Origin of the sequence: Sedimentimonas flavescens (assembly GCF_019264375.1) — a bacterium.
GTDB lineage: Bacteria > Pseudomonadota > Alphaproteobacteria > Rhodobacterales > Rhodobacteraceae > Rhodobacter > Rhodobacter flavescens.
Genome location: NZ_JAHVAI010000023.1, coordinates 1 through 20,362 on the forward strand (window position 1 = coordinate 1; position 20,362 = coordinate 20,362).

22 protein-coding genes and 1 pseudogene are annotated in these 20,362 nt (G+C 62.8%); 12 read left to right on the top strand and 11 right to left on the bottom strand.

All coding sequences use genetic code 11. The features are described from left to right. Positions 1-293 precede the first annotated feature (293 nt). Positions 294-779 (top strand): fasciclin domain-containing protein, encoded by a 486-nt coding sequence (locus tag KTQ37_RS15430; protein ID WP_218631404.1) that lies wholly within the window; start codon positions 294-296, stop codon positions 777-779. Positions 780-1,202: 423 nt separating this feature from the next. On the opposite strand, the gene KTQ37_RS15435 is transcribed toward KTQ37_RS15430, so the two are convergent. The 4 genes from KTQ37_RS15435 to KTQ37_RS15450 all read right to left on the bottom strand — a co-directional run bounded on the left by KTQ37_RS15435 (position 1,203) and on the right by KTQ37_RS15450 (position 4,854). Next, positions 1,203-1,460 carry a hypothetical protein gene (locus tag KTQ37_RS15435; protein ID WP_218631405.1) on the bottom strand — a complete coding sequence of 86 codons (258 nt, stop codon included), beginning with the start codon at positions 1,458-1,460 and terminating at the stop codon, positions 1,203-1,205. A 177-nt stretch (positions 1,461-1,637) separates the two neighbouring features. Beyond that, complete coding sequence (locus KTQ37_RS15440) at positions 1,638-2,798, bottom strand: SAM-dependent methyltransferase (RefSeq protein WP_218631406.1); 1,161 nt, start codon at positions 2,796-2,798, stop codon at positions 1,638-1,640. After that, positions 2,795-3,574 carry a DUF1365 domain-containing protein gene (locus KTQ37_RS15445; protein WP_236021275.1) on the bottom strand — a complete coding sequence of 260 codons (780 nt, stop codon included), beginning with the start codon at positions 3,572-3,574 and terminating at the stop codon, positions 2,795-2,797. The genes KTQ37_RS15440 and KTQ37_RS15445 overlap by 4 nt, the downstream gene beginning before the upstream one ends. Then, positions 3,571-4,854: an NAD(P)/FAD-dependent oxidoreductase gene (locus KTQ37_RS15450; RefSeq protein ID WP_218631407.1), complete on the bottom strand. Its 1,284-nt coding sequence runs from the start codon at positions 4,852-4,854 to the stop codon at positions 3,571-3,573. The genes KTQ37_RS15445 and KTQ37_RS15450 overlap by 4 nt, the downstream gene beginning before the upstream one ends. Positions 4,855-5,080: 226 nt before the next feature. On the opposite strand from KTQ37_RS15450, the gene KTQ37_RS15455 reads away from it, so the two are divergent. The 3 genes from KTQ37_RS15455 to KTQ37_RS15465 are packed head-to-tail and all read left to right on the top strand — an operon-like array spanning position 5,081 to position 7,007. Beyond that, entirely contained in the window at positions 5,081-5,632 is a 552-nt protein-coding gene (locus KTQ37_RS15455; RefSeq protein WP_263848648.1) for a sigma-70 family RNA polymerase sigma factor, read from the top strand. Further along, on the top strand, positions 5,629-6,273 hold the full coding sequence (locus tag KTQ37_RS15460) for a ChrR family anti-sigma-E factor (protein WP_236021276.1): 645 nt from the start codon (positions 5,629-5,631) through the stop codon (positions 6,271-6,273). Before KTQ37_RS15455 ends, KTQ37_RS15460 begins: the two co-directional genes overlap by 4 nt. Beyond that, positions 6,270-7,007 carry an SDR family NAD(P)-dependent oxidoreductase gene (locus KTQ37_RS15465; RefSeq protein WP_218631409.1) on the top strand — a complete coding sequence of 246 codons (738 nt, stop codon included), beginning with the start codon at positions 6,270-6,272 and terminating at the stop codon, positions 7,005-7,007. Before KTQ37_RS15460 ends, KTQ37_RS15465 begins: the two co-directional genes overlap by 4 nt. 8 nt (positions 7,008-7,015) lie before the next feature. Here KTQ37_RS15465 and KTQ37_RS15470 read toward each other — a convergent pair whose 3' ends face one another. Both KTQ37_RS15470 and folE read right to left on the bottom strand, forming a co-directional pair. Beyond that, the gene (locus tag KTQ37_RS15470; protein WP_218631410.1) at positions 7,016-7,420 is read right to left on the bottom strand and encodes a DUF2177 family protein; all 405 of its coding nucleotides are present in this window, start codon (positions 7,418-7,420) and stop codon (positions 7,016-7,018) included. Positions 7,421-7,446: 26 nt separating this feature from the next. After that, positions 7,447-8,178: a GTP cyclohydrolase I gene (gene folE / locus KTQ37_RS15475; protein WP_218631411.1), complete on the bottom strand. Its 732-nt coding sequence runs from the start codon at positions 8,176-8,178 to the stop codon at positions 7,447-7,449. A gap of 344 nt (positions 8,179-8,522) precedes the next feature. Here folE and KTQ37_RS15480 point away from each other — a divergent pair, with 344 nt between their 5' ends. Together KTQ37_RS15480 and KTQ37_RS16810 are read left to right on the top strand one after the other, a co-directional pair. After that, on the top strand, positions 8,523-8,705 hold the full coding sequence (locus KTQ37_RS15480) for a hypothetical protein (RefSeq protein WP_218631412.1): 183 nt from the start codon (positions 8,523-8,525) through the stop codon (positions 8,703-8,705). A 74-nt stretch (positions 8,706-8,779) separates the two neighbouring features. Then, a pseudogene (locus KTQ37_RS16810) lies at positions 8,780-9,113 on the top strand (DDE-type integrase/transposase/recombinase); the annotation flags it as partial. A 78-nt stretch (positions 9,114-9,191) separates the two neighbouring features. Here KTQ37_RS16810 and KTQ37_RS15490 read toward each other — a convergent pair. The 4 genes from KTQ37_RS15490 to KTQ37_RS15505 all read right to left on the bottom strand — a co-directional run bounded on the left by KTQ37_RS15490 (position 9,192) and on the right by KTQ37_RS15505 (position 12,659). Next, positions 9,192-9,866 (bottom strand): ankyrin repeat domain-containing protein, encoded by a 675-nt coding sequence (locus tag KTQ37_RS15490; protein WP_218631414.1) that lies wholly within the window; start codon positions 9,864-9,866, stop codon positions 9,192-9,194. Between the two features lie 68 nt (positions 9,867-9,934). Continuing rightward, a complete protein-coding gene (locus KTQ37_RS15495; protein ID WP_218631415.1) occupies positions 9,935-10,417 on the bottom strand; it encodes a GlcG/HbpS family heme-binding protein in 483 nt (160 codons plus the stop codon). A gap of 89 nt (positions 10,418-10,506) precedes the next feature. After that, entirely contained in the window at positions 10,507-11,115 is a 609-nt protein-coding gene (locus tag KTQ37_RS15500; RefSeq protein WP_218631416.1) for a response regulator transcription factor, read from the bottom strand. Beyond that, positions 11,112-12,659, bottom strand: a complete 1,548-nt coding sequence (locus KTQ37_RS15505; protein WP_236021277.1) for a sensor histidine kinase — start codon at positions 12,657-12,659, stop codon at positions 11,112-11,114. The genes KTQ37_RS15500 and KTQ37_RS15505 overlap by 4 nt, the downstream gene beginning before the upstream one ends. Before the next feature lie 211 nt (positions 12,660-12,870). Between KTQ37_RS15505 and KTQ37_RS15510 the strand changes: the two genes are divergently transcribed. From KTQ37_RS15510 to KTQ37_RS15530, 5 genes are all read left to right on the top strand, one after another. Further along, a complete protein-coding gene (locus KTQ37_RS15510; protein ID WP_218631417.1) occupies positions 12,871-13,575 on the top strand; it encodes an IS6 family transposase in 705 nt (234 codons plus the stop codon). Between the two features lie 253 nt (positions 13,576-13,828). Further along, complete coding sequence (locus KTQ37_RS15515) at positions 13,829-14,506, top strand: ATP-binding cassette domain-containing protein (protein ID WP_236021278.1); 678 nt, start codon at positions 13,829-13,831, stop codon at positions 14,504-14,506. Continuing rightward, a complete protein-coding gene (locus KTQ37_RS15520; protein ID WP_218631418.1) occupies positions 14,506-15,873 on the top strand; it encodes an ABC transporter permease in 1,368 nt (455 codons plus the stop codon). The genes KTQ37_RS15515 and KTQ37_RS15520 overlap by 1 nt, the downstream gene beginning before the upstream one ends. Positions 15,874-15,893: 20 nt before the next feature. Continuing rightward, positions 15,894-16,550 (top strand): DUF3299 domain-containing protein, encoded by a 657-nt coding sequence (locus tag KTQ37_RS15525; RefSeq protein ID WP_236021279.1) that lies wholly within the window; start codon positions 15,894-15,896, stop codon positions 16,548-16,550. Between the two features lie 196 nt (positions 16,551-16,746). After that, on the top strand, positions 16,747-17,427 hold the full coding sequence (locus tag KTQ37_RS15530) for an IS6 family transposase (protein WP_218631419.1): 681 nt from the start codon (positions 16,747-16,749) through the stop codon (positions 17,425-17,427). Positions 17,428-17,544: 117 nt separating this feature from the next. Here KTQ37_RS15530 and KTQ37_RS15535 read toward each other — a convergent pair whose 3' ends face one another. After that, positions 17,545-18,612 (bottom strand): AraC family transcriptional regulator, encoded by a 1,068-nt coding sequence (locus KTQ37_RS15535; RefSeq protein WP_218631420.1) that lies wholly within the window; start codon positions 18,610-18,612, stop codon positions 17,545-17,547. A gap of 175 nt (positions 18,613-18,787) precedes the next feature. On the opposite strand from KTQ37_RS15535, the gene KTQ37_RS15540 reads away from it, so the two are divergent. Continuing rightward, a complete protein-coding gene (locus KTQ37_RS15540) occupies positions 18,788-20,344 on the top strand; it encodes an amidohydrolase family protein (protein ID WP_218631421.1) in 1,557 nt (518 codons plus the stop codon). Positions 20,345-20,362: the final 18 nt, after the last annotated feature.

The window sequence follows — 20,362 nt, forward strand, 5'->3', positions numbered from 1 at the left end:
AAATCGGGGGGCGTCACCAGCCCGTCACCCTGAGCGGAAGCCGGAAAACTCTGCCTTAGGGCGGTCCAACGTTGGGGATCAGAGCAAGTCCTCACCGTCTCGTCGATCATTGGACCACTTTGTGGCGTCGCCCGGGCGCTTGGCTGGGTCACGTATGCGTGAGGCGGGCTCGGACAGGCCCCAACCCCGCAGCCGTAGGTGATCCGCTCGGCGATCTGGATCGTAGATCTTGCAAGGACGGCGCGATGATGCCTCCTGAGCCAAACTGACAAACGACATAAAGGAGTTTCAAAATGCTGCGTAAATTGATGCTTGCGACTACCGCCACGCTGATGATTGCGGGGGTGGCCCTTGCCGACGGGCACAAGACCGACATCGTCGATACCGCCACTGCGGCGGGCGATTTTACGACGCTGGTCGCTGCGGTGCAGGCGGCCGGGCTGGTCGATACGTTGAAGGGAGAGGGGCCGTTCACAGTTTTTGCGCCCACCGATGCGGCCTTCGCTGCACTTCCTGAAGGCACGGTGGAGGCCTTGCTCAAACCGGAAAACAAGGACCAGCTGGTTGGCATCCTGACCTATCATGTCGTCCCTGGCGCGGTGAAATCGACCGACCTGAGCGAGGGCATGACCGCCGCCACCGTGCAGGGCGCTCCGCTCACCTTCGCGCTTGAGGGCGGCGCCACAGTCAGCGGCGCCAAGATCACGGCCGCCGATGTCGAGGCGTCGAATGGCGTAATCCATGTGATCGACTCCGTCATGCTTCCGCCCGCGAATTGATCGAGGCGTCAAGGCAGGCTAGAGGCCCCGGGCAGCGCCCGGGGCCTTTCTCGTGGCAAGGTTGGAGGCATTCATCTTAACCCCGCAGCGCGTGGGCCGGGACAACGCGATGCGGAACTATTAGCATCAAGGCCCGCGCTGCAAAAATCCCCGCTATTAGCCAGTCTCCCGCCGCAAGATTGGCCACAATCACCCCGAAGAGCGCCCAGATCACGCAGAGGCAATAGCTCCAGACTGCCGGGCGGTTTGGCTCGACAACCGCAGCGACCAACAGCACCACCGTGATCAGCGCGATGGCCGAGAGCCGGCGCTCAGCACCTCATAGCCCGTCAGCACGACCTACACCGCCATCCCGGAGGCCGCCGCCAGCCTGCCCGCATAAAGCCCGACAGTCGCTTGTTCACACCACGCAGTTCCCAGCCGCTACATCGCCGCGATTGCGCCCACAGCCATCAGCAGGATCATCGCCGTCACCAACACCGGAGAGCGCATCGCTGCCTCGATCCAGAACAGGCCGATGAGCAGGCGCAGCCTCAGCGGAAGCGCGACGCGGCCCCAGCTTGCCGTGGTGGCGGGTCGCGACAGCGCCTGCGCGGCGGTCGCGATCAATACAAGATAGAACATGCCCCAGATCGAGAACGCCCACCATATCGGCCGTGCGGGCCAGCTCTCGACTTGCACCGGAAAGCTCTCTCGGAAGACTCAGCCAAACCCGTTCGAAGAGATCGGTGAGGCCGCAAAGGCCATCGTTAGGATGAGTATTTCCAGCCGCTTGATACGGTCATTCATCTTCAGTCTCCGCTAGTCCGGCCGAAACGCCCGTGGCAGGTGGCGGGTTCACAGCCCCACACCGCCGGCTCACGCCCCCTCGTGACCAAGCGTGACCTGCACCACGTCGCAGCGTCCCGTGGCAAAGGCTGCAGCACAGCCTTCAAGATAGAATTGCCAGCTGCGCAGGAACGCATCGCCGTAATTCAGACGTTGAATCCGTGTGCGTTCCTCTATCATGCGCTGCGACCAGATGCGGCAGGTGCGGGCATAATCCTGGCCGAATGCGTAGCTGTCCTGCACCCGCAGTCCGGCCTGCGCCGCGGCGTGAGCGATGCTGGCCGAACAGGGCAGCATCCCGCCGGGGAAAACATGCTGGCGGATGAAATCCGACCGCCGCCGGTAGACTGAGAATTCGGCGTCCGGCACAGTGATCGCCTGAAGCACGGCCCGACCACCCTTGGCCAGCCGCGCCTTGAGCGTCGCGAAATAGGTCGGCCAGTAGCGCTCGCCCACCGCCTCGACCATCTCGATCGACACGAGGTTGTCGAAGCGACCCGTCACCGCGCGATAGTCCTGCAGTCTGATCTCGGCCCGCCCGTCCAGCCGCGCATCGGCATAACCCTTTTGCGAGGGCGAGAGCGTTATGCCGGTGACGCGATGGCCATGCCCGGAGGCGGCCTCGGCGAACCCGCCCCAGCCGCAGCCGATCTCAAGTAGGCTTTCGCCGGGTGCAAGCTGTGACAGGATACGGTCGTTTTTGCGTGCTTGCGCCTGTTCCAGATTGTCATCGCCCGCGAAGATCGCCGAGGAATAGGTCATGCCGCGATCGAGCCAGAGCTGGTAGAATTCATTACCAACGTCATAATGCGCGCGGATGTTGCGCGACGAACCGCGCAGGCTGTTGGCGCGCACGAGACGGTCGACCAACCGCATCCGCCAGCTTTGCAGCCGCGAGGGCTCGGACCACTGCGCGAGGCCCGCCTGATTGCGCATCGCGATCGACAGCGCGCCCTCCAGCGTATCGCTGTGCCAATCGCCCGAGATCCAGCCTTCGGCCAGCCCGACATCGCCGCGCAGCATCAGGCGCCGCAACAACCGCCAGTCCCGGATGCGCACCTCGGCCTCGGGCCCCTGCGAGCCGAAGTTCAAACGCGCACCGTCAGGCGTCGTGACGATTAGCCGTCCCTCTCCGATGCTTTCGAGGGCCGAGAAAAAGCGCGTCTGAAGCGCACGGGTCGCGATGGTCATCGGCTAATCTCCTCATGTGGGGCGGGCGGACAGGGACGATAGGCGGCGCCCTTCAGTTTCAGGCGCAGCGCATGCCAGTAGATCTGGGCAATGACCCACAGCGCCCCACCCGGCCGACGCAATGCGCTGCCAAGGATAGCGCGGGTGGTCAGGGGGACGAGCGCACCGGTCATCGCGGTATCTACTCCGGCCTCGCCGTCGATCTGTGAAATCCGGATCGAAAGGCGGTCGGGCCGCAGCGCAAATACGAAGCGATAATCCCCAGAGATGTCCTGAAACGGCGAGACGTGGAAAATCTTACGTGTGCGCAACCGAGTATCTCGGGTGATTGGGGCAAGGTCGGGCTGTGCCAGAAAATAGCTGTGGCGCTGGCCGAAGGTATTGTTGACCTCGGCGATGACGGCCCGCAGCGCGTCCCCCTCGATCAGCATCCAGAAGCTGACGGGATTGAACCAGTAGCCCAAAAAGCGCGGCTGCGTCAGCAAGGCCAGAACCCGTCCTGGGCCTTGCGGCAGGCCCGCCTGCGCGAATTGGGCCCAGGCCCAGTCAGCGCCCTGACCCGCTCCGCGCGGTCCGCCGTGATCGCGCCGGTAAAGCGCCAGAAGATTGAACTGATCGAGCGACAGGCCTCGCGGCGGGCGCGCGGTTTCCGGCGCCAGAAGCACATGATCGGCCTGGCTGCGAAAGCTGTGGCGCAGCGCGCCACGGCGCGCATGGGTGATCTCGGCACGCAGCGCCAGAACCTCTCCCTTCGCCAGTCGTTCCGCCAGCATCATGCGTGCACCCGGTCGAACCGCAGGCGCCGAGCCACGCGCAAGGCGCTGGCAAAGCCGTCTTCATGGAACCCGTTGCGCAACCAGGCACCGACAAACCAGGTGTTGCGCGTGCCCTGCATCGCGGCGATCCGTTCTTGCGCCGCAAGGGCCGCCGTATCGAAGATCGGATGATGGAACTCGACCTCGTCATAGATCAGCCGCTCGTCGATTGGCTGCGTCGGGTTCAGGCTGACAAAGAGCGGGTCGTCCTCGGGGATGCTTTGCAGCCGATTCATCCAGTAGCTGACATCGACCGCGCCGGACCCGGTATCGCCCCGGCTGACCCAGGAGCTCCAGCACTGGCGGCGGCGCGGCATCACGCGCGGATCGGCATGGAGCACGGTGCGGTTGGGCTGGAAGCGGATGGCGGAGAGCGCCGCGCGTTCGGCGGCATCGGCATCGCCAAGCATCCGCAGCGCCTGATCGGGGTGGGTCGCCAGGATGACATGATCGAATGTTTCGGGCGTGCCGCCTTCTGCACGGATCTGCCCCCCCTTATCATTGCGGCTGACTGTTCGCACTGGCGCACCGGTGCGCAGCGTGACCCCGGCCCGGGTGAGCGCCGCTGCCATCCGCGAGACGTAGGCAATCGAGCCGCCCTCGACGGTCCACCACTGATGATGCTGACCCTTCGACATGAGGCCGTGGTTTTGCATGAACCGTACGAGCGCCAACGCCGGGAAGTCAGAGATGCCCCGATCCGGGGTAGACCAGATCGCACCGCAGAACGGAAAGAGATAGGCATCGCGGAACCGCCCCCCGAGTTGCATCTGGGACACCAGCTCTCTGATCGTCAGATCCGGCGCGGCCGCGACCGCCGCCTCGGCTCCGGCATTGAACCGCAGAATGTCGCGGATCATTCCGTAAAAACGCGGATCGACAATGTTGCGGCGCTGCCCGAACAGCGAGTTGACCGACCGAAGCGCGTATTCCATCCGCCCGCCGTTCAGTGAGACTCCAAAGCTCATATCGCTGCGGATCACCGGTACGTCGAGTTCGCGGAAGAGCCCGGTCAGATGCGGGTAATTGGCATAGTTGAACACGATGAAGCCGGTATCGACAGGCTGATCGCCATGCCGGCCGGCCACGACAGTGCGGGCGTGTCCGCCCAAGCGGGACTCGGCCTCAAACACTGTCACGTGATGGTCGCGTGCGAGAAGCCACGCGGATGCGAGGCCCGAAATGCCGCCGCCAATGACGGCTATGCGTTGGGGGGCGCCTTTTGTTAGGTCGAAGGGCATGTCGCTTTCCTCGGTGCTTTTCTTTCCTTACGCAGGACCTGCGGCCGTAGATCACTTTGCTAAAAAATATTTGTCGTGAAATGATCCGCAGAGGCCTTCGGCGCGTAGACCTATTATGCAAACCGTCTGTGCGCCCGTTAGATCCAAGTCTCATGCCGTGGTGGACCCCGTGTCCCCGTCTCGGTCCGAGCGTGCGCAGCGCGCACATGTCAGTGTGGAGCCGTCGGTGACGAAAGAGCTTTCCGATCTTAGTCGCGACCTGCTCGCGGTGCGCGATCTGCGCGATCGCGCAGCCTTCGGGCGGCTCTTCGACTATTTCGCGCCGCGCCTGAAAGCCCAGCTATTGCGCGGTGGCTTGCGCGATGGCAGCGCCGAGGACGTCGTGCAGGACGTCATGCTGGCCGTCTGGCACAAGGCCGCCCAGTTCGATCCGCACCGTGCGGATGCCGCAGGCTGGATCTATGGCATCGCCCGCAACCGCCGGATCGACCTCGCGCGCCGCAAACCGCTTTCGCAGCCCGAAGACATGCCCGAACTGCCCAGCCTCGAACCCGACGCCGGACAGATTCTTGCCCTGCAACAGGAGGCCGAGCACCTTGCGGCTGCCCTCGCGCGTCTCACCCCAGAACAGGCCGCTGCCCTGCGCGCGGCCTATTTCGAAGATATCCCCCACAGCCGTATCAGCGAGATGACCGGCTTGCCGCTCGGCACCATCAAATCCCGCATCCGCCTCGGCCTCGACCGCCTCAGACACGAGCTGAGGAGCATCGCCTCATGACAAACAGACAGATAGACATCCAGCATCACATCTCCGACGACCTTCTTGACGCGTATCGCACTGGGACGCTCCCTAATGCCTTCTCGGTGGTGGTGGCCGCGCATATTTCGCTCTGCGACGATTGCCGCGCCCGGCACGAGGCGCGCGACATGATCGGGGGGGCGCTGCTTGCCGGCGCCGGCACTGCCACGATCAGCAGTGGCGCGCGGGACCGGATCATGGCCGCGCTTGAGGCCCCGCCTCCGCCTCTGGCGCCGCGCGGCTCGGGCGTGTTCCCCGCCCCGGTTATGGCCGAACTCGGCGGGCGCCCGCCACGTTGGCGCATGCTGGGCGGCGGCATCCGCCAGCAGATCCTGTCGGCCGATCGCGAGGGTTCACTGCGGCTTCTCTACATACCGCCTGGCAAGGCGGTGCCTGAACACGGACATCGCGGGCTTGAACTGACGCTGGTGCTTCAGGGCAGCTTCGCCGATAGCGAAGGCGCGTTCCGGCGCGGAGACGTCGAGACGGCGCATGACGACATCGACCACAAGCCGGTCGCTGGCCCAGGAGAACCCTGTATCTGTCTGGCCGCGACCGACGCGCCGCTGCGTTTTCATGCGATGCTGCCCAGCCTGTTGCAGCCGATCTTCCGGATATGATGGCCGGGTCGGCTCAGCGCGTCTGGATCATCGGGGCGAGCGCAGGGATCGGCGCGGCGCTGTCGCGCGCGCTTGCGGACCGCGGGGCGAGCCTCGTGCTTTCGGCGCGCGACGAAGAGGCCCTGAAGGAGCTAGCGGTCGAGTGTGGCGAGACCGAGATCTCCCCGCTCGACTTGGCGCAGGTGGGCGAGCTAGCAGCACTTTGCGATCGGCTGAGGGCAGGGGGGCCATTTGACGCGATCATCTGCACCGCGGCACTCTATGATCCGGGCAGGGTCGGCGATCTGGACCCGGACCGCGTCGAGGCAATGGTGCGGGTCAATTTTTTGGGCACGCTCGAAGTCGCTCGCCTCTGCCCGCCGCTGATCCGCGATGGTGGCCAGCTTGTGCTCTTTGGATCGGTCGCAGGATATATCGGCCTGCCGGGCGGTCAGCCCTATTCCGCGACCAAGGCCGCGATCAACAACCTGGCTGAGACCCTTGCCGTCGAACTGGCCCCACGGGTCGATGTCCGCCTTGTCTGCCCGGGCTTTGTCGCCACACGCCTGACCGCTAAGAATCGCTTTTCCATGCCCGCGATCATGACCGTCGAGGAGGCGGCAGAGGCGGTGCTGCGTGGTATGGCGCGGCGCGGCTTCGAGATTCACTTTCCCCGCCGCTTCACCCTAGCCATCAAGTTGCTGCGGCTTTTGCCTTACGCCCTGCTATTACCACTTTTGCGGCGCCTGGGCTGACCCAAAGCTTAGGCTAACCTGCCGCTGAGCGCGGCGACACCCGCCCAGGCCGCAAAGCCAGTCAGCGCGACGCCCCACAGCCCGTCGATCACAACCTGCTGCACCGACCAGTCGCGAAGGGTGGCATAATTCGTCATTTCGTAGGTGCCATAGCACAACAGCCCCAACACCATCCCTCCCATCAGCGCCTGCAACGGAGCGCCAGCCTTCAGTGCAGGGATCGAAACGAACCAGAGCACCCCCGCGACATAGGCCAGATAGAAAACGGTCGCCGGTGCCAGACGCATTGGATCGGCCAGCAGATGGCCGACATGACGCTCGAACACTGGGCGGATCAGCAGGCGGATGCCGACGATATCGGTTAGAAGAAAGGCGGCCGCAGTGATCAGGTAAAGCGGGGCGTAGTGCAGCATCGGGTCTCTCCGTTGCGATGGTCGGGTCATTCGCGCGTGATGCGGCGCAGGCTCAGGAATTCGCGCCTCAGATCGGCATTGGTCAGGAATGCGCCGCGCATCACCGAATTGGTCATCACCGACTGGTCGTCTTTGACTCCGCGCCAGTGCATGCAGAAATGCTCCGCCTCCATCACAATCGCAAGGCCGTCGGGGCGGATGCGGGTCTCCAGCTCGTCGGCCAGCATGACAACCGCCTCTTCCTGGATTTGCGGACGTGCCATGATCCAATCGGTCAGGCGGGCATATTTCGAAAGCCCGATCAACTCGGACTCGGCATTGGGCAGCACGCCGATCCAGACCCGCCCCATGATCGGACACAGGTGATGCGAGCAGGAGCTACGCACGACAATGGGACCGACGATCATCAGCTCGTTCAGCCGCGAGACATTGGGGAAAGTCGTCAGTTCGGGCGCTGGCCGATAGCGCCCGCCAAAAACCTCGTCCACGAACATACGCGCGACACGTTTGGCGGTCTCGGCGGTGTTGTGGTCGGAAGCCGTGTCGATCACCAGCGCGCTCAGCACCCCTTGCATCCGCTCCGCCACTTCCCCACGCAGCGCCTCCAGTTCGCCCTCGCGCAAGGCGGCCGAGATATTGTCATTGGCGTGAAAGCGCTGCCCACATTCGGTCAGGCGTGCGCGGATGCGCTCTGACACCGAGGTCTCTTCGGGGGCGGCGTCGCAGAGCGTGCGGTCGGTCAGGGAACGGTCTAGCATCGTTTGTCTCCATCCGTAGTGCGGCCTTGGCAGCGCCATTGTCTCGCAGTGTCAGGGCTCTAGCCCCCGGCCCATCTCCGCTCCGGTCTTAAGTAGCCTTGCCTCCCTCGGGCTGCGTCGAGGGAGTTTTGCGTGCGCTATTAGTCTGATTACGTGCGCCTCCCGGGATCGGATCACTCAGCGGCCACCGCATTGTCAGTCGACTGGGCTCTGTTACACAAATTGGTTGAGGCATTCGTCTTGTGAACCCAGCGTGGTATCTGGGAGGCATGGGCAGACCCACACCCCGCCTTGTCAGAGGGAATCGAGTTGAGCGGGGCAGGGTGGTCTCGTAAGGTCTTGGGATGATGAAAGACGCCCCATTCAGGTGTCCGTCGTCAGATGATTTGGGACACGAGGGGCTGGGCAACCTCGCGCCCGCCGCCCTCTATCTCAGCAGGGCCGAAGCCATCCTGAAAACGCGAGAGGAGATCAAAGCCAAAACCATCGAGAAGCGCCGCTTGCTGCATCGCCAGAACGCGGCATAAACTGAAACCACAACAAGCCAGGCGCTCTGTTCTCGATCAGCCCCTCGTGTCCCAAATCATCTGACAACGGACAAAGGACAGCAACGAAGCGACATGGCCGCGTCGATGTCATCGTTACGGACAAGCTTCGATGCTACGGTGCCGCATTGAAGAAGCTTGGTGTAGTTGACCGGCAGGACACAGGTCGCTGGCTGAGCAACCGAGCCGAGAATTCCCATCCCGCATTCTGGTGACGAGAGCGGGTGATGCTCCGCTTCCGTCGCATGCAAAGTCTTCAGAAATTCGCTGCCGTCCATGCTTCGGTTTTGAACCACTTCGGTCAGAAAACGCAGCCTCTCCAGCCGATCCCTTTTCAAGGCAAGCCGCGCCGCCGCTCTCGCTGAGTGGCGCGGTCTCTGCGCGGCGTAAGGGGCAGTGCTACTGGCCTTGTGGAGACGGGTACGAATTCGTCTGCCGACACCTTGGGCAAGTGTTGCCGGCGATCTCTCAGTCTTCCTGCTCAAGCCTTGCAACCATCTCAGTGAACCCACGCGCCCTCGCATGTTCCAATGGCGTAACGCCGTCCCGGTCTGCCAGAGTCCGGTCGGCGCCGGCCGAGAGCAGCGCATCGAGGACGGCCTGGTGGTTCTGGCCTCCGTCGCCCAGGACCACGGTCTCCATGACCGCCGTCCAGTGCAGATTGTTCACATGATCTAGCGGCGCACCCGCAGCAATCAGGCGCTTGACCACCTCGACATGGCCGAGATGCGCCGCCGCGATAAGCGCTGTCCCGTCATACGGGCTGGTTATGAGGCCGGGATCATTGCCGAGGTCGATGGCGAGCGACATCAGATCAAGGTCGCCCGCTACGGCCGCGATCGTGACCACGTCGTAGGCGCGCCCTTCGAGCGCGTTCATGTCTGCCCCGGCCTCCGCCAGTGCCCGGAGCGCCGCGTCTTCAGAAGCGAACGCGGCGACATGTGCAGGCGTTCGCCCTTTGTGATCGCGCGCATCGACGTCCGCACCGTTTTCGGCGAGCCGTCGGATTGTCACTTTGTCCCCGGTGTGCGCCGCGTGGAACAGCCCCTTATAGGCGGCAATCTCGATGGACGATGGCGCTGTCTGGGCTGTTGCCGCTGTGGCAAGGCACGTCAAAAAGGGAATGAGCGCAAGACGGGTCATGACGGGGGCTTTCTTCAAGCCGGGTTCCAGAATTACGAGCCGCGCGCAGAACGCGCGGCAAGGGCACCTTATTCCGCGCCGATCTTGTCGAGGCCGACGCGGGCGCAATCGGCGTCGATCGCGCCGGACGGTGCACCGCCGACACCGATGCCACCGACAAGCGCGCCATTGATCCGGACCGGCAGGCCACCCGCCTGAATGACAAGCCTCGGGTCCATGTCCCGCAGGCCATCGTTCTGAGTGTTCGCAGAGATGAACTCGGCGAGACCTGCAGTGTCTCGCCCCAGACCGGCGGAGGTGAACGCTTTGCCCGTCGCGCTCGACGCAGTATGAGCACCGGAATTGTCTGCCTTTAGAAGCACCTTGGTGGCGCCGTCGCGTGCCACGATCGCAACGCTGACGTTATGTCCCTCGTCGGCACAGGCGGCGAGAGCGGCACTGGCGGCATCGCTGGCCATGGCGAGCGGCAGATAGGGTGCAGTGGGCAAATCCTGGGCAGTGGCGACAATGGGCGCCACAAGCGCGGTCACGAAGATGATCGATCGGTACATGTCAGGTATCCTCTGCTGTTGACAGGAAAACACCTACCAGCACAGAGCAGATGGCCCCATTCGTAGCTCGGGCATCGGTCTCCGTACTTCTACGGAGTACTCTCCGCTTCGATCCACAGACGGGTCATTTCGGCCGGCGAGGTCGTCCCGAGCTTTGCGCCGATTGCGGCGCGATGGCTTTCCACGGTGCGGGGCGAGACACCCAACGCGCCTGCAATGTCGCGCGTAGTGAAACCGCGGGCAACCAGCGACAGCACTTCGTGTTCGCGAGGGGTCAAATCGGCCAGCAGGGCCAGCGTTTCGTTGCGCTCCGCCTGTTCTGCCGCCGCCCGGTCCAACGCTGCCTGGCCTTTCTGAGTCGCATCGATCAGACTCTGCTCGTCCACCGGTTTCGAAAGGAAGTCGATTGCACCATTTCGAAATGCCTTGCGGCAGGCCTCGATATCGCCATGGCCAGAAATGATGACGATCGGCCAGTCGATCTCTGCCTTGCGCAACTGTTCCTGAAGCTTCAGGCCGGAGATCGCGGGCATCCGGATATCAAGGATGAGGCAACCCGGTGCAAGGCCCGGCAAGGCCTGTAGGAAATCCGCTGGGCCGGCAAATGCGGTGGTATCGATACCCACCGTTGAAAGAAGCAGGCAGAGAGCGTCGCGTACAGCGGCATCGTCATCTACAAGGTAAACCCGTGTACTCATTCCGCGGCCTCGTGGCGTTCCTGCGCAAGCGGGAGGCTGACCCGGAACCGGGCGCCGCTGGTTGCGTGGACCAGTTCAAGATCGCCCCCTGCGCGCGCCACGAGTCGATGGCTGAGCGCTAGTCCAAGCCCCGTTCCCGCATCCCTCGTGGTCACAAATGGCGAGAAGAGGCTGTCTCTGATATCTTCCTGGACGCCGGGTCCGGTGTCCTGGACGTCCACATGCGCCATGTGCCCCTCCATCAAGAGTGTCACAGTCACGATGCGATCACCATCGATTCCTTCGACGGCGTCGAGCGCGTTCCTGACGAGATTGAAGATAACCTGCTCCAGCTCGATCCGGTCTGCAAGGACAGGAACCTGTCGATCGGGCATCCGGATCACGAGACTGGTGGCGATTTCCTCAGCCTGACGACCAAGCAAGGTCACGGCGACTGCAACGCAGTCCCGCACGTCGACAGCTTCTGGTCGCCGCGCGTGCGGCCGCGTCCATGTCCGGAGTCTTTCCAGAATTGCCGACGCTCGTCTCGTTTGTGCAATGATTTCCTCAAGCGCCTCGGAAACCTTGCCGGTGTCGCCGCGTGTCGCGAGCCGCCGTGCCGCCTGGGCCTGGGCGAGGATTGCAGTCAGGGGTTGGGTGAGCTCATGCGCCATACCGCTCGCCATCTCGCCGAGGGCGTTCACGCGGCTTGCATGGCTGAGACGGGTTTCCATACCACTCAACTCCGCTCGCCGTTCCGCGGCCCGGACCCTTGCGCGCTGGCGAAGCGCTACCCGGGAAGCAAATGCCACGAGGGTGAGCACAGCAATGACCAGCGCGACCTTCGTCGGCGGCAGCAGGTCGGTAGGATTGAGCGCAACGCTGGTCTCTAGGCGAAGCGGTTGTGTGCTACTCGACAATGGTTTTGCAAACTGCGGTGTTCCCGCTTCTGGACCTTCGGCGAGGATCGGTGTCCCGTCTGGAAGAGACAGCATGCGCGTAGTTGCCGCCTTTTCCCAATAGCCGGACTCCTCCTCAAGCAGGGCTCTGGCGTCAATCGCCAGAGCAAGGCCATAGCGTGCGGCATCGGTGTTCGGACTGCGCTTGACGATCATATAGGCCGGGGTTTCCCACGGCGCGGGTACGAGCACAGGCGCCCCCGTAGACTCGCGCGCCGCAGCACGAATGAGGTCCCGTAGGTCTGTCTCATCCATTCCGATTTCAATCCCGCCCGTGTCTGTGCCGAGCGGGATTAGGGCAATTCCAGTTATGCGAGGATAGAACTGCATGATCGCTCCGGCGACATCCCGAAAGAGGTCGGGCCGTTGCCCCGCGCCGGCGATGGCAATGGCGGACAGAGCGGTCATGTGAGCGGCGTGTTGATCGGCGCGCTGGGAGACCCTAGCTTGCAGGCGATCGCTTTCCGCTGTGAGTTCGGCAATCCTGGCACTGCGTTCAAATAACCAGATCACTCCCAGCGCCAAAAAACACGCTGACAGCCAAAGGCCGACGCCCATACGGCGCCCGAGGAGCCTGCCGTCGAATGGTTTCCCGCTTTTCTCCAATCTGTTGCTCCAGTCGTATCCGGCGGTGGTTCATTGGTGGTTCCTTCAACGTTAGCATAGTTGGAACCCACGACTTCGAAATCCGCAGAACTACGGAGGGCCCTGCAGAGGGAATCCCGTTGAGCGGGGCAGGGCGGTCTCGTAGCGTCTGGGGGGCACTGTCAGAAGAACCTGGCTTGAGGCGGGCAGGGCGGCCACATAGCCTCTTGGGGTGACCAAACGCTCGCCCTTCCGCCACTTCAAAACCAGCCCCGAGATCATCCGACTAGCGGTTATGATGTACATCCGCTTCCCACTCTCGCATCGCAACGTCGAGGATCTGCTGCATGATCGGGGCATCGATATTTGCCACGAGACGGTCCGATTTTGGTGGCATCGGTTCGGTCCGATGTTCGCCTCGGATATCCGAAAACGTAGGGTCGAGGGCCTGCGCTCGAGCCATTGGCGGTGGCATCTGGACGAGATGTTCGTGAAGATCAACGGCGAGCGCCATTACCTGTGGCACGCCGTCGATCACGAAGGCGAGGTGCTTGAGAGCTTCGTGACGAAGGCCCGGGACAAGAAGGCAGCATTGAAATTCCTCAAGAAATCAATGAAGCGCTACGGGCGGCCGCACATCTTTGTCACCGACATGCTCTGGTCCTACGGCGCCGCGCTGAGGGAAATCGGCGCGGCGGACCGGCAGGAAACCGGCCGCTGGCTAAATAACCGGGCGGAGAATTCCCACCTGCCATTCCGACGACGGGAGCGGGCGATGCAACGCTTTCGGCGGATACGAAGTTTACAGATGTTCGCCGCCGTCCACGCCTCAGTCTTCAACCATTTCAACTCGGAACGAAGCTTCTACTCCAGGGACAATTTCAAGCTGAACCGCGACGTCGCTCTCGCTGAGTGGCGCCAGCTTGGCGCGGCATAAGGGGCAGGCTCACTGTCCATTCGGATACTGGTTCGAATTGGTCTGACACCACCGCTATTGGGGAAGCGCGCGCGCCATGGCGCACACTCTCACCAACTGGCCTGGTTTTGCTCCGCCGCCATGGCCGACTTTTGCGCCGCCGTTGACAATGAAAGACGGCGTGATCTACAAGAACACGCTCCAGTGACAACGGCAGCCCGTCGCGAATGCGCGGCGGGCGGCTTCATGGCCGGGAGACCGATAGTTGCACCCATTGCGGATTGAACGGCTTGTCTACCGATGGCCGGGCGCGGAGCGCAGCACGCTGGGGATCGGCGCGCTGTCTTTGGCGTCCGGCGAGAGCCTGTTTCTTTATGGACCGAGCGGCTGCGGGAAATCGACCTTGCTGTCCGCGATCGCGGGAGTGGTCGATGTGCCGAAGGGGGTTATCCACGTGGCGGATCAGGATATTGGCGCCGTGTGCGGTGGTACGCGGGACCGGTTCCGGGTGGACCATATCGGCATGATCTTTCAGGTGTTCAATCTCGTTCCGTGGCTAAGCGCGCTCGAGAACGTCCTGCTCCCCTGCACATTCTCGCAGCGTCGCCGCGCGCGCGCGGGCGACAATCCCGCGCGAACAGCCCGACGTCTTCTCGACGAACTGGGCCTGTCCGATCCGTCTTTGGCATCGAAGCAGGCCCACGAGCTCAGTGTCGGGCAACAACAACGGGTCGCCGCCGCCCGCGCGTTGATCGGGACGCCCGATCTGATCCTGGCGGATGAGCCGACCTCGGCGCTCGATGAGGCGACCAAGGCGGCCTTCGTCGACCTGCTGGCGCGGGAATGCGCCGAAGCGGGCACCGCTCTGCTCTTTGTCAGTCACGACCGCAGCCTCGAGCGTCATTTCGACCGTGGCGTTGACTTCCTCGCCCTGAACGGGGGCGCCGCCTGATGCTGGGGTTCAGCCTGCGCAGCCTGTGGAACCGTCGGTTCGTCGCCGGCCTGACCGTGCTGGCCATCAGCCTCAGCGTCGCGCTGATCCTCGGTGTCGAGCGGCTGAGGGACGGCGCGCGCGACAGCTTTGCCAACTCCGCGTCGGGGATCGACCTGATCGTGGCGCCGCGCGGCAATTCGGTGCAGATCCTGATGGCCACCGTTTTCGGCGTCGGCGGCACCGGAACAGGCATGACATGGGACAGCTTCGAGTGGCTGGAAGATCGGCCCGAGGTCGCCTGGGCGGTCCCGATCCAGATGGGCGACAATCATCGCGGCTATCCGGTGATCGGGACGGATGCATCGTATTTCGAGCATTTCCGGCATTCCGGCGGACAGCCGCTTTCTCTGGCGGCTGGCACGTTCTTTACCGGCGACATGGCCGATGCCGCCGTGGTCGGGGCCGAGGTGGCGGCGCGGTTCGGCTATGCCCCGGGTGCGGTGATCGTCAACGCCCATGGCTCCGGCGAGGTCTCCTTCGACCTGCACGACGACGCGCCGTTCACCATTTCGGGCGTGCTCGCGCCGACCGGCACCGCCGTCGACCGGATGGTCTTCGTCACGCTCGAAGGCTTCGACACCCTGCATGCGCAGGACGACGCGCCGCTGGCCGACCCCCTCGATCCGGCGGCGATGCCCGCCGACGGTCATGGTGAGGATGATGCGCACGACGACCATGACGCGCAGGACGACCATGACGTCCATGACGCGCATCATGATCATGAAGCGCATGGCGACCATGAAGGCACGGAGGCCGGACACGGTCACGAACCGGACCGGATCAATGCCGTCTACGTTGGGCTGATCGATCGGACGAATGTCCTCGGCCTGCAGCGGGCCGTCAACGAACGCCCCTCCGGCGCTTTGAGCGCGGTACTCCCGGCGGTCGCTCTGGCCGAGCTCTGGGGGATTGCCGGGACAGCGGAGCGCGCGATGCGACTGATGGCGTGGGCCGTGGCCTTGGCAGGAATGATCGGCATGGTGGTCATGCTCTCTGCGACCCTCGACACCCGCCGGCGCGAATTTGCGATCCTGCGGTCTGTGGGCGCGACACCGGCACGCATTTTCGGCCTGATTGTGACCGAAGCTGCCATTCTTTCAGCCGCGGGCCTGATCCTTGGCCTTGTTCTACTTTCGGTGGCCACGTTCGTGACCGACCCGATCCTGTCCGCCCGTTTCGGTCTGCGATTGGGGTTGAATGTCTTTGGGGCAAGCGAACTGGCCACCCTTTTCGTCATCTTCTGCGCCGGGCTTCTTGCCTCGCTTGTTCCGGCAGTCCGGGTCTATCGCATGACGCTGGCCGACGGGCTGTCGGTTCGGCTATGATGAACCAAGGGGAGTTCTCCATGCCCATGTACGCTCGTCTCGTCTTGATACTTTCGCTTGCCGTTCTTCCCGGGCTGGCACAGGCGGCTGACCCTCAGGAAATCTCCTGGGATACGCTCGCGCCTCCGGCCGTTATGATCGAGAACCCGTTCGAGAACCTCACCGACGATCAGATGGACACCCTCCGCCAGATCCTGCGGTTTGAGGCCCAGGCCGAGCGGAGCGATGACGCCGAAGCTGGCACCGAGGCACAAGTGTTACGCGAACAACTGGCCAAGGACGGCCTCGATGTCGACGGGTTGTTCGCCGCACGCCTCGCGATCATGAAACAACGCGAAGCGGCGGCCACCAGGGTGAACGAGGACCTCGTCGGCACGAGTGTGCGCCTGCCCGGATATGTGCTGCCCCTCGAATTCAAGGACCGCAAGGCTGTCGAGTTCCTTCTCGTGCCCACCATCGGCGCCTGCATCCACACCCCGCCGCCGCCCGCCAACCAGGTCGTCCATGTCGTGTATCCCGAGGGCATCGAGGTGAACGGACTTTTCACTCCCGTGTGGATCACCGGGACCATGGTCGCCCAGAGTTCGGTTCAGGACGTCGGGTATGTCGACGGTCAGGCCCCGGTCTCCGTCAGCTATTCGATGCAGCCGGTGCTGGTCGAGGTGTACGGCGGATGAACGCCGATGCTTGGGACAGATCGGTATAACGGCATGGCGGACCACACGTGGCGGCGAAAGCGTCGCACCCAAGAGTCCTCGGATTGAGATGGGTCGGATGCTGCTCTCCCAGGAAAGCATCATGCGGTGGCAGACGAGTGGTCCTGTCAGATGAACTTGGCTTGAGGCGAGCAGGGCGGTCACATAGCCTCTTGGGATGACCAAACGCTCGCCCTTCCGCTACTTCAAAACCAGCCCCGAGATCATCCGCTTCCCACTCTCGCTTCGCAACGTCGAGGATCTGCTGCATGAGCGGGGCATCGATATTTGCCACGAGACGGTCCGATTTTGGTGGCGTCGGTTCGGTCCGATGTTCGCCTCGGAGATCCGAAAACGTAGGGTCGAGGGCCTGCGCTCGAGCCACTGGCGGTGGCACTTGGACGAGATGTTCGTGAAGATTAACGGCGAACGCCACTACCTTTGGCGGGCCGTCGATCACAAGGGCGAGGTTCTCGAGAGCTTCGTCACGAAGAGGCGAGACAAGAAGGCAGCATTGAAATTATTGAAGAAATCTATGAAGCGGCACGGCTGTGCCAATGAATTCGTTACCGACCATCTGCGCTCTTACGGGGCCGCCCTGGGTGATCTCGGTATCCGCGAGCGCCAGCAAACCGGTCGTTGGATGAACAACCGCGCAGAGAATTCACACTTGCCATTCCGAAGGCGGGAGCGGGCGATGCTCCGCTTTCGGCGCATACGAACATTGCAGCAGTTCGCTGCCGTCTACGCCTCCGTCTCGAACCATTTCAACCACGACCGCAGCCTCAGCTCACGTCAAAATTTCAAGGCCAACCGGGCCGCCGCTCTTGCAGAGTGGCGTGATCTCTGCGCCGCATAAAGGACAGCGCTACTGTCCTTACGTAGGCTAGTTCGAATTCGTCTGGCAGCACCCCGGAGGGATGGCGAAGTGCCATGAGGGGTACGATCGGTGCATCACGGTGTTAGGGCTCGTCCTTTACGGTTCGTTGCCGGTACTGGACCCGGATCCTTCATCCACAACAACGTCATCCTGATCCGATTTGGATTCGGCCCGAAATCCTGTCGGCGTCTTGCCGGTCCATCGCCTGAATGCCCTGTCGAAGGCGGCCGGGCCGGAGAGGCCTACCTGAAGGGCGATTTGCGAGATGGGTAGCGTTGTGTTCGACAGGAGGTCTTCGCTGACGCTCTGGCGCACGTCGTCTTTCATCTGGCTGAAGGAGGTTCCCTTTGCCTCTAATAGGCGCTGTACACGACGTGGATGCAGCCCACAGATCGCGGCAAATCCATCAAGAGTAAGATCTTGGTGATCGATGTTTTCCGCAAGCACGCTACGAAGATAGGAAAGGGTTGCTTCGCTGGCGCCGTCGGGCGTGAATTCCCCTCGAGACACTTCCATCAGGTCCCAGTCCAGCGAGAATGGCGCCCAAAGCCATTGTGGCGGAAACGAAATCCGCAAGCCGTTGATCTCGGATGTCACAAGCGCCTGTTTCGGCAGAAACCCCGGTGGAAGACCTGCGGTGGTCGGCACAGTGACGAGGATGTCTTTGGGGTCGAAAGTGCCACCGATACCCTGTCTGATCACGGTCACGTAGAAGGCGACGCCGACTGCATCCAACTGTCTTGATGGCTTCGACAGATTGATGGTGCGCTTAATCTCCAAGCTTGCAACGTCGGGTGAAACGATTAAGGAATACCTGACATTATCAACTTGCTTCGAAACCTCCACAACCACCCGGGAGAGGAAATCTCCCAAGGTGAGCGCGCGGCTCGCCGCTTCCCGGAGCCCGGGCGTCCCCTTCCTGGCGGTTTCGATCGCCACCGTTGCGCCAAAATACGGGTCGCCGAGAGTTTCGGCCATGTCCTCCATGGCAGCATAACAGGCGCTCGTCTCAACCAGCATTGCAGGATCGGTCAGCGCGCCGATCGGAATCCTGTTGCGGGCAAGCAAAGCTTCGATATCGCCGCCGCGCAAGGCGAATGCCTTGGCGAGCGGGAACAAAACCAAAATTGCTCGGGTAAATTTCGGGGCAGATCGCTTGTTCATCCGGACTCCTCCCTCAGCTTTCAGGCGTTAACCCCGGAGGACCGGATTGTGCCACCGCTGGCATGAGATGCAAAGACCTGACCTCACGGGCAGTGTAGCTTTCAGGCTAGGTACGAAGAGATTCTCGCGACGCCTGCTCGGCGCCCGTGACCTCTGTAAGCGCGGGAGCCTGAAAATGCTACGAACAAGGACTTTGGGGGCCGCCACGATGGTGGCTCTGCTGTTGTCGACTACGGCCGTGCTGGCGAATGACATCGTCATAGCCGGCGGGAGGGTGATCGACCCCGAAACCGGTTTGGACGCAGTTCGCAACGTCGCCATTGAGGGCGACAAGATTGTGGCAATCAGTGAATTTCCGCTGGAGGGTGATGTGGTGATCGACGCCACCGGCCACGTCGTGTCTCCGGGCTTCATCGATCTGCATTCCCATGGCCAGAACATCGGCGACTACCGGATGCAGGTCATCCAGGGCGTCACCACGGCGCTGGAGCTTGAATCCGGGATTGTGCCGGTCAGCGACTGGTATGAGGATCAGGCCACGAAGAACCTGCCGATGAACTATGGCGCGTCCGCAGGCTGGACCCACAGCCGGATTGCGACCTTCAGCGATACCGATCCCTTGGCCACGGCAGCGTTTTTCACGGATGCGCAGGGCCGCACCGACTGGAAGCAGGACATCGCCAGCGCGGAACAATCCGAGCGCATCATGTCTCTGCTCGAACAGGGCCTGAAGGACGGTGCGCTCGGTATCGGCGTCAACGCTGGCTATGCGCCGGGTTTTGGACACAAAGAGTATTACGCGCTGGCCGAACTGGCCAAGAAATACAATGTCCCGACCTATACCCATGTGCGCTATGCCAGCAACACCGAGCCGCAAAGCTCGTTCGAAGCGATCCAGGAGCTGATCAGCCTCGCCGCCATCACCGGCGCGCACATGCATCTGTGCCACATCAATTCAACCTCGCTGTCGGACATCAAGGCCACGATGGCGCTGGTGGAAGAGGCGCAGGCCCAGGGCATCAACGTCACGACCGAAGCCTATCCCTACGGCGCGGCCAGCACCGTGGTCGGCGCGGCCATGTTCAGCGGCCCGGACTGGCGCGACCGGATGGACTCGACCGCCAACAACTTCCAGCTTGGCGCGGATCGGATGACCGAGGATGAACTTGCCGATTATCAGGCCAACAAGCCCGGCACCTTCATCGTCTGGCATTTCCTGGATGAGGCCGATCCCGCGGCGTTGTCGCTGCTGGACGTTTCGGTGACCAATCCCGCGACAGCGATCGCCTCGGATTCCGTGCTCTGGTCCTATTTCGATGAAAACGGCAACATTCTGCTATACGAAGGCGATGAATGGCCGTTGCCCGACAATGTGTTCAGCCATCCGCGGTCAACAGGCGCGTATACCAAGATCCTGCGGTCCTATGTGCGCGAACGCGGGGTATTGTCGCTTTCCGAAGCGATCCGCAAGATGTCGCTTCTGCCTGCACAGACGCTGGAAGACAGCGTGCCGCAAATGCGCACCAAGGGTCGGCTTCAAGTGGGCATGGACGCTGATATCGTCGTCTTCGATCCCGCCACGGTCGCTGACCTGGCCACCTTCGAGAACGCCAATCAACCGACCGTGGGCGTGCAAACCGTGATCGTGAACGGCGGCTTCTCGGTGCGCGACGGCGAGCTGGTGCTGGACGCTCCCAATGGCAGGGCGATCCGTAATGTCGTTGCAGACTGAAAACACAGACTCACTGGG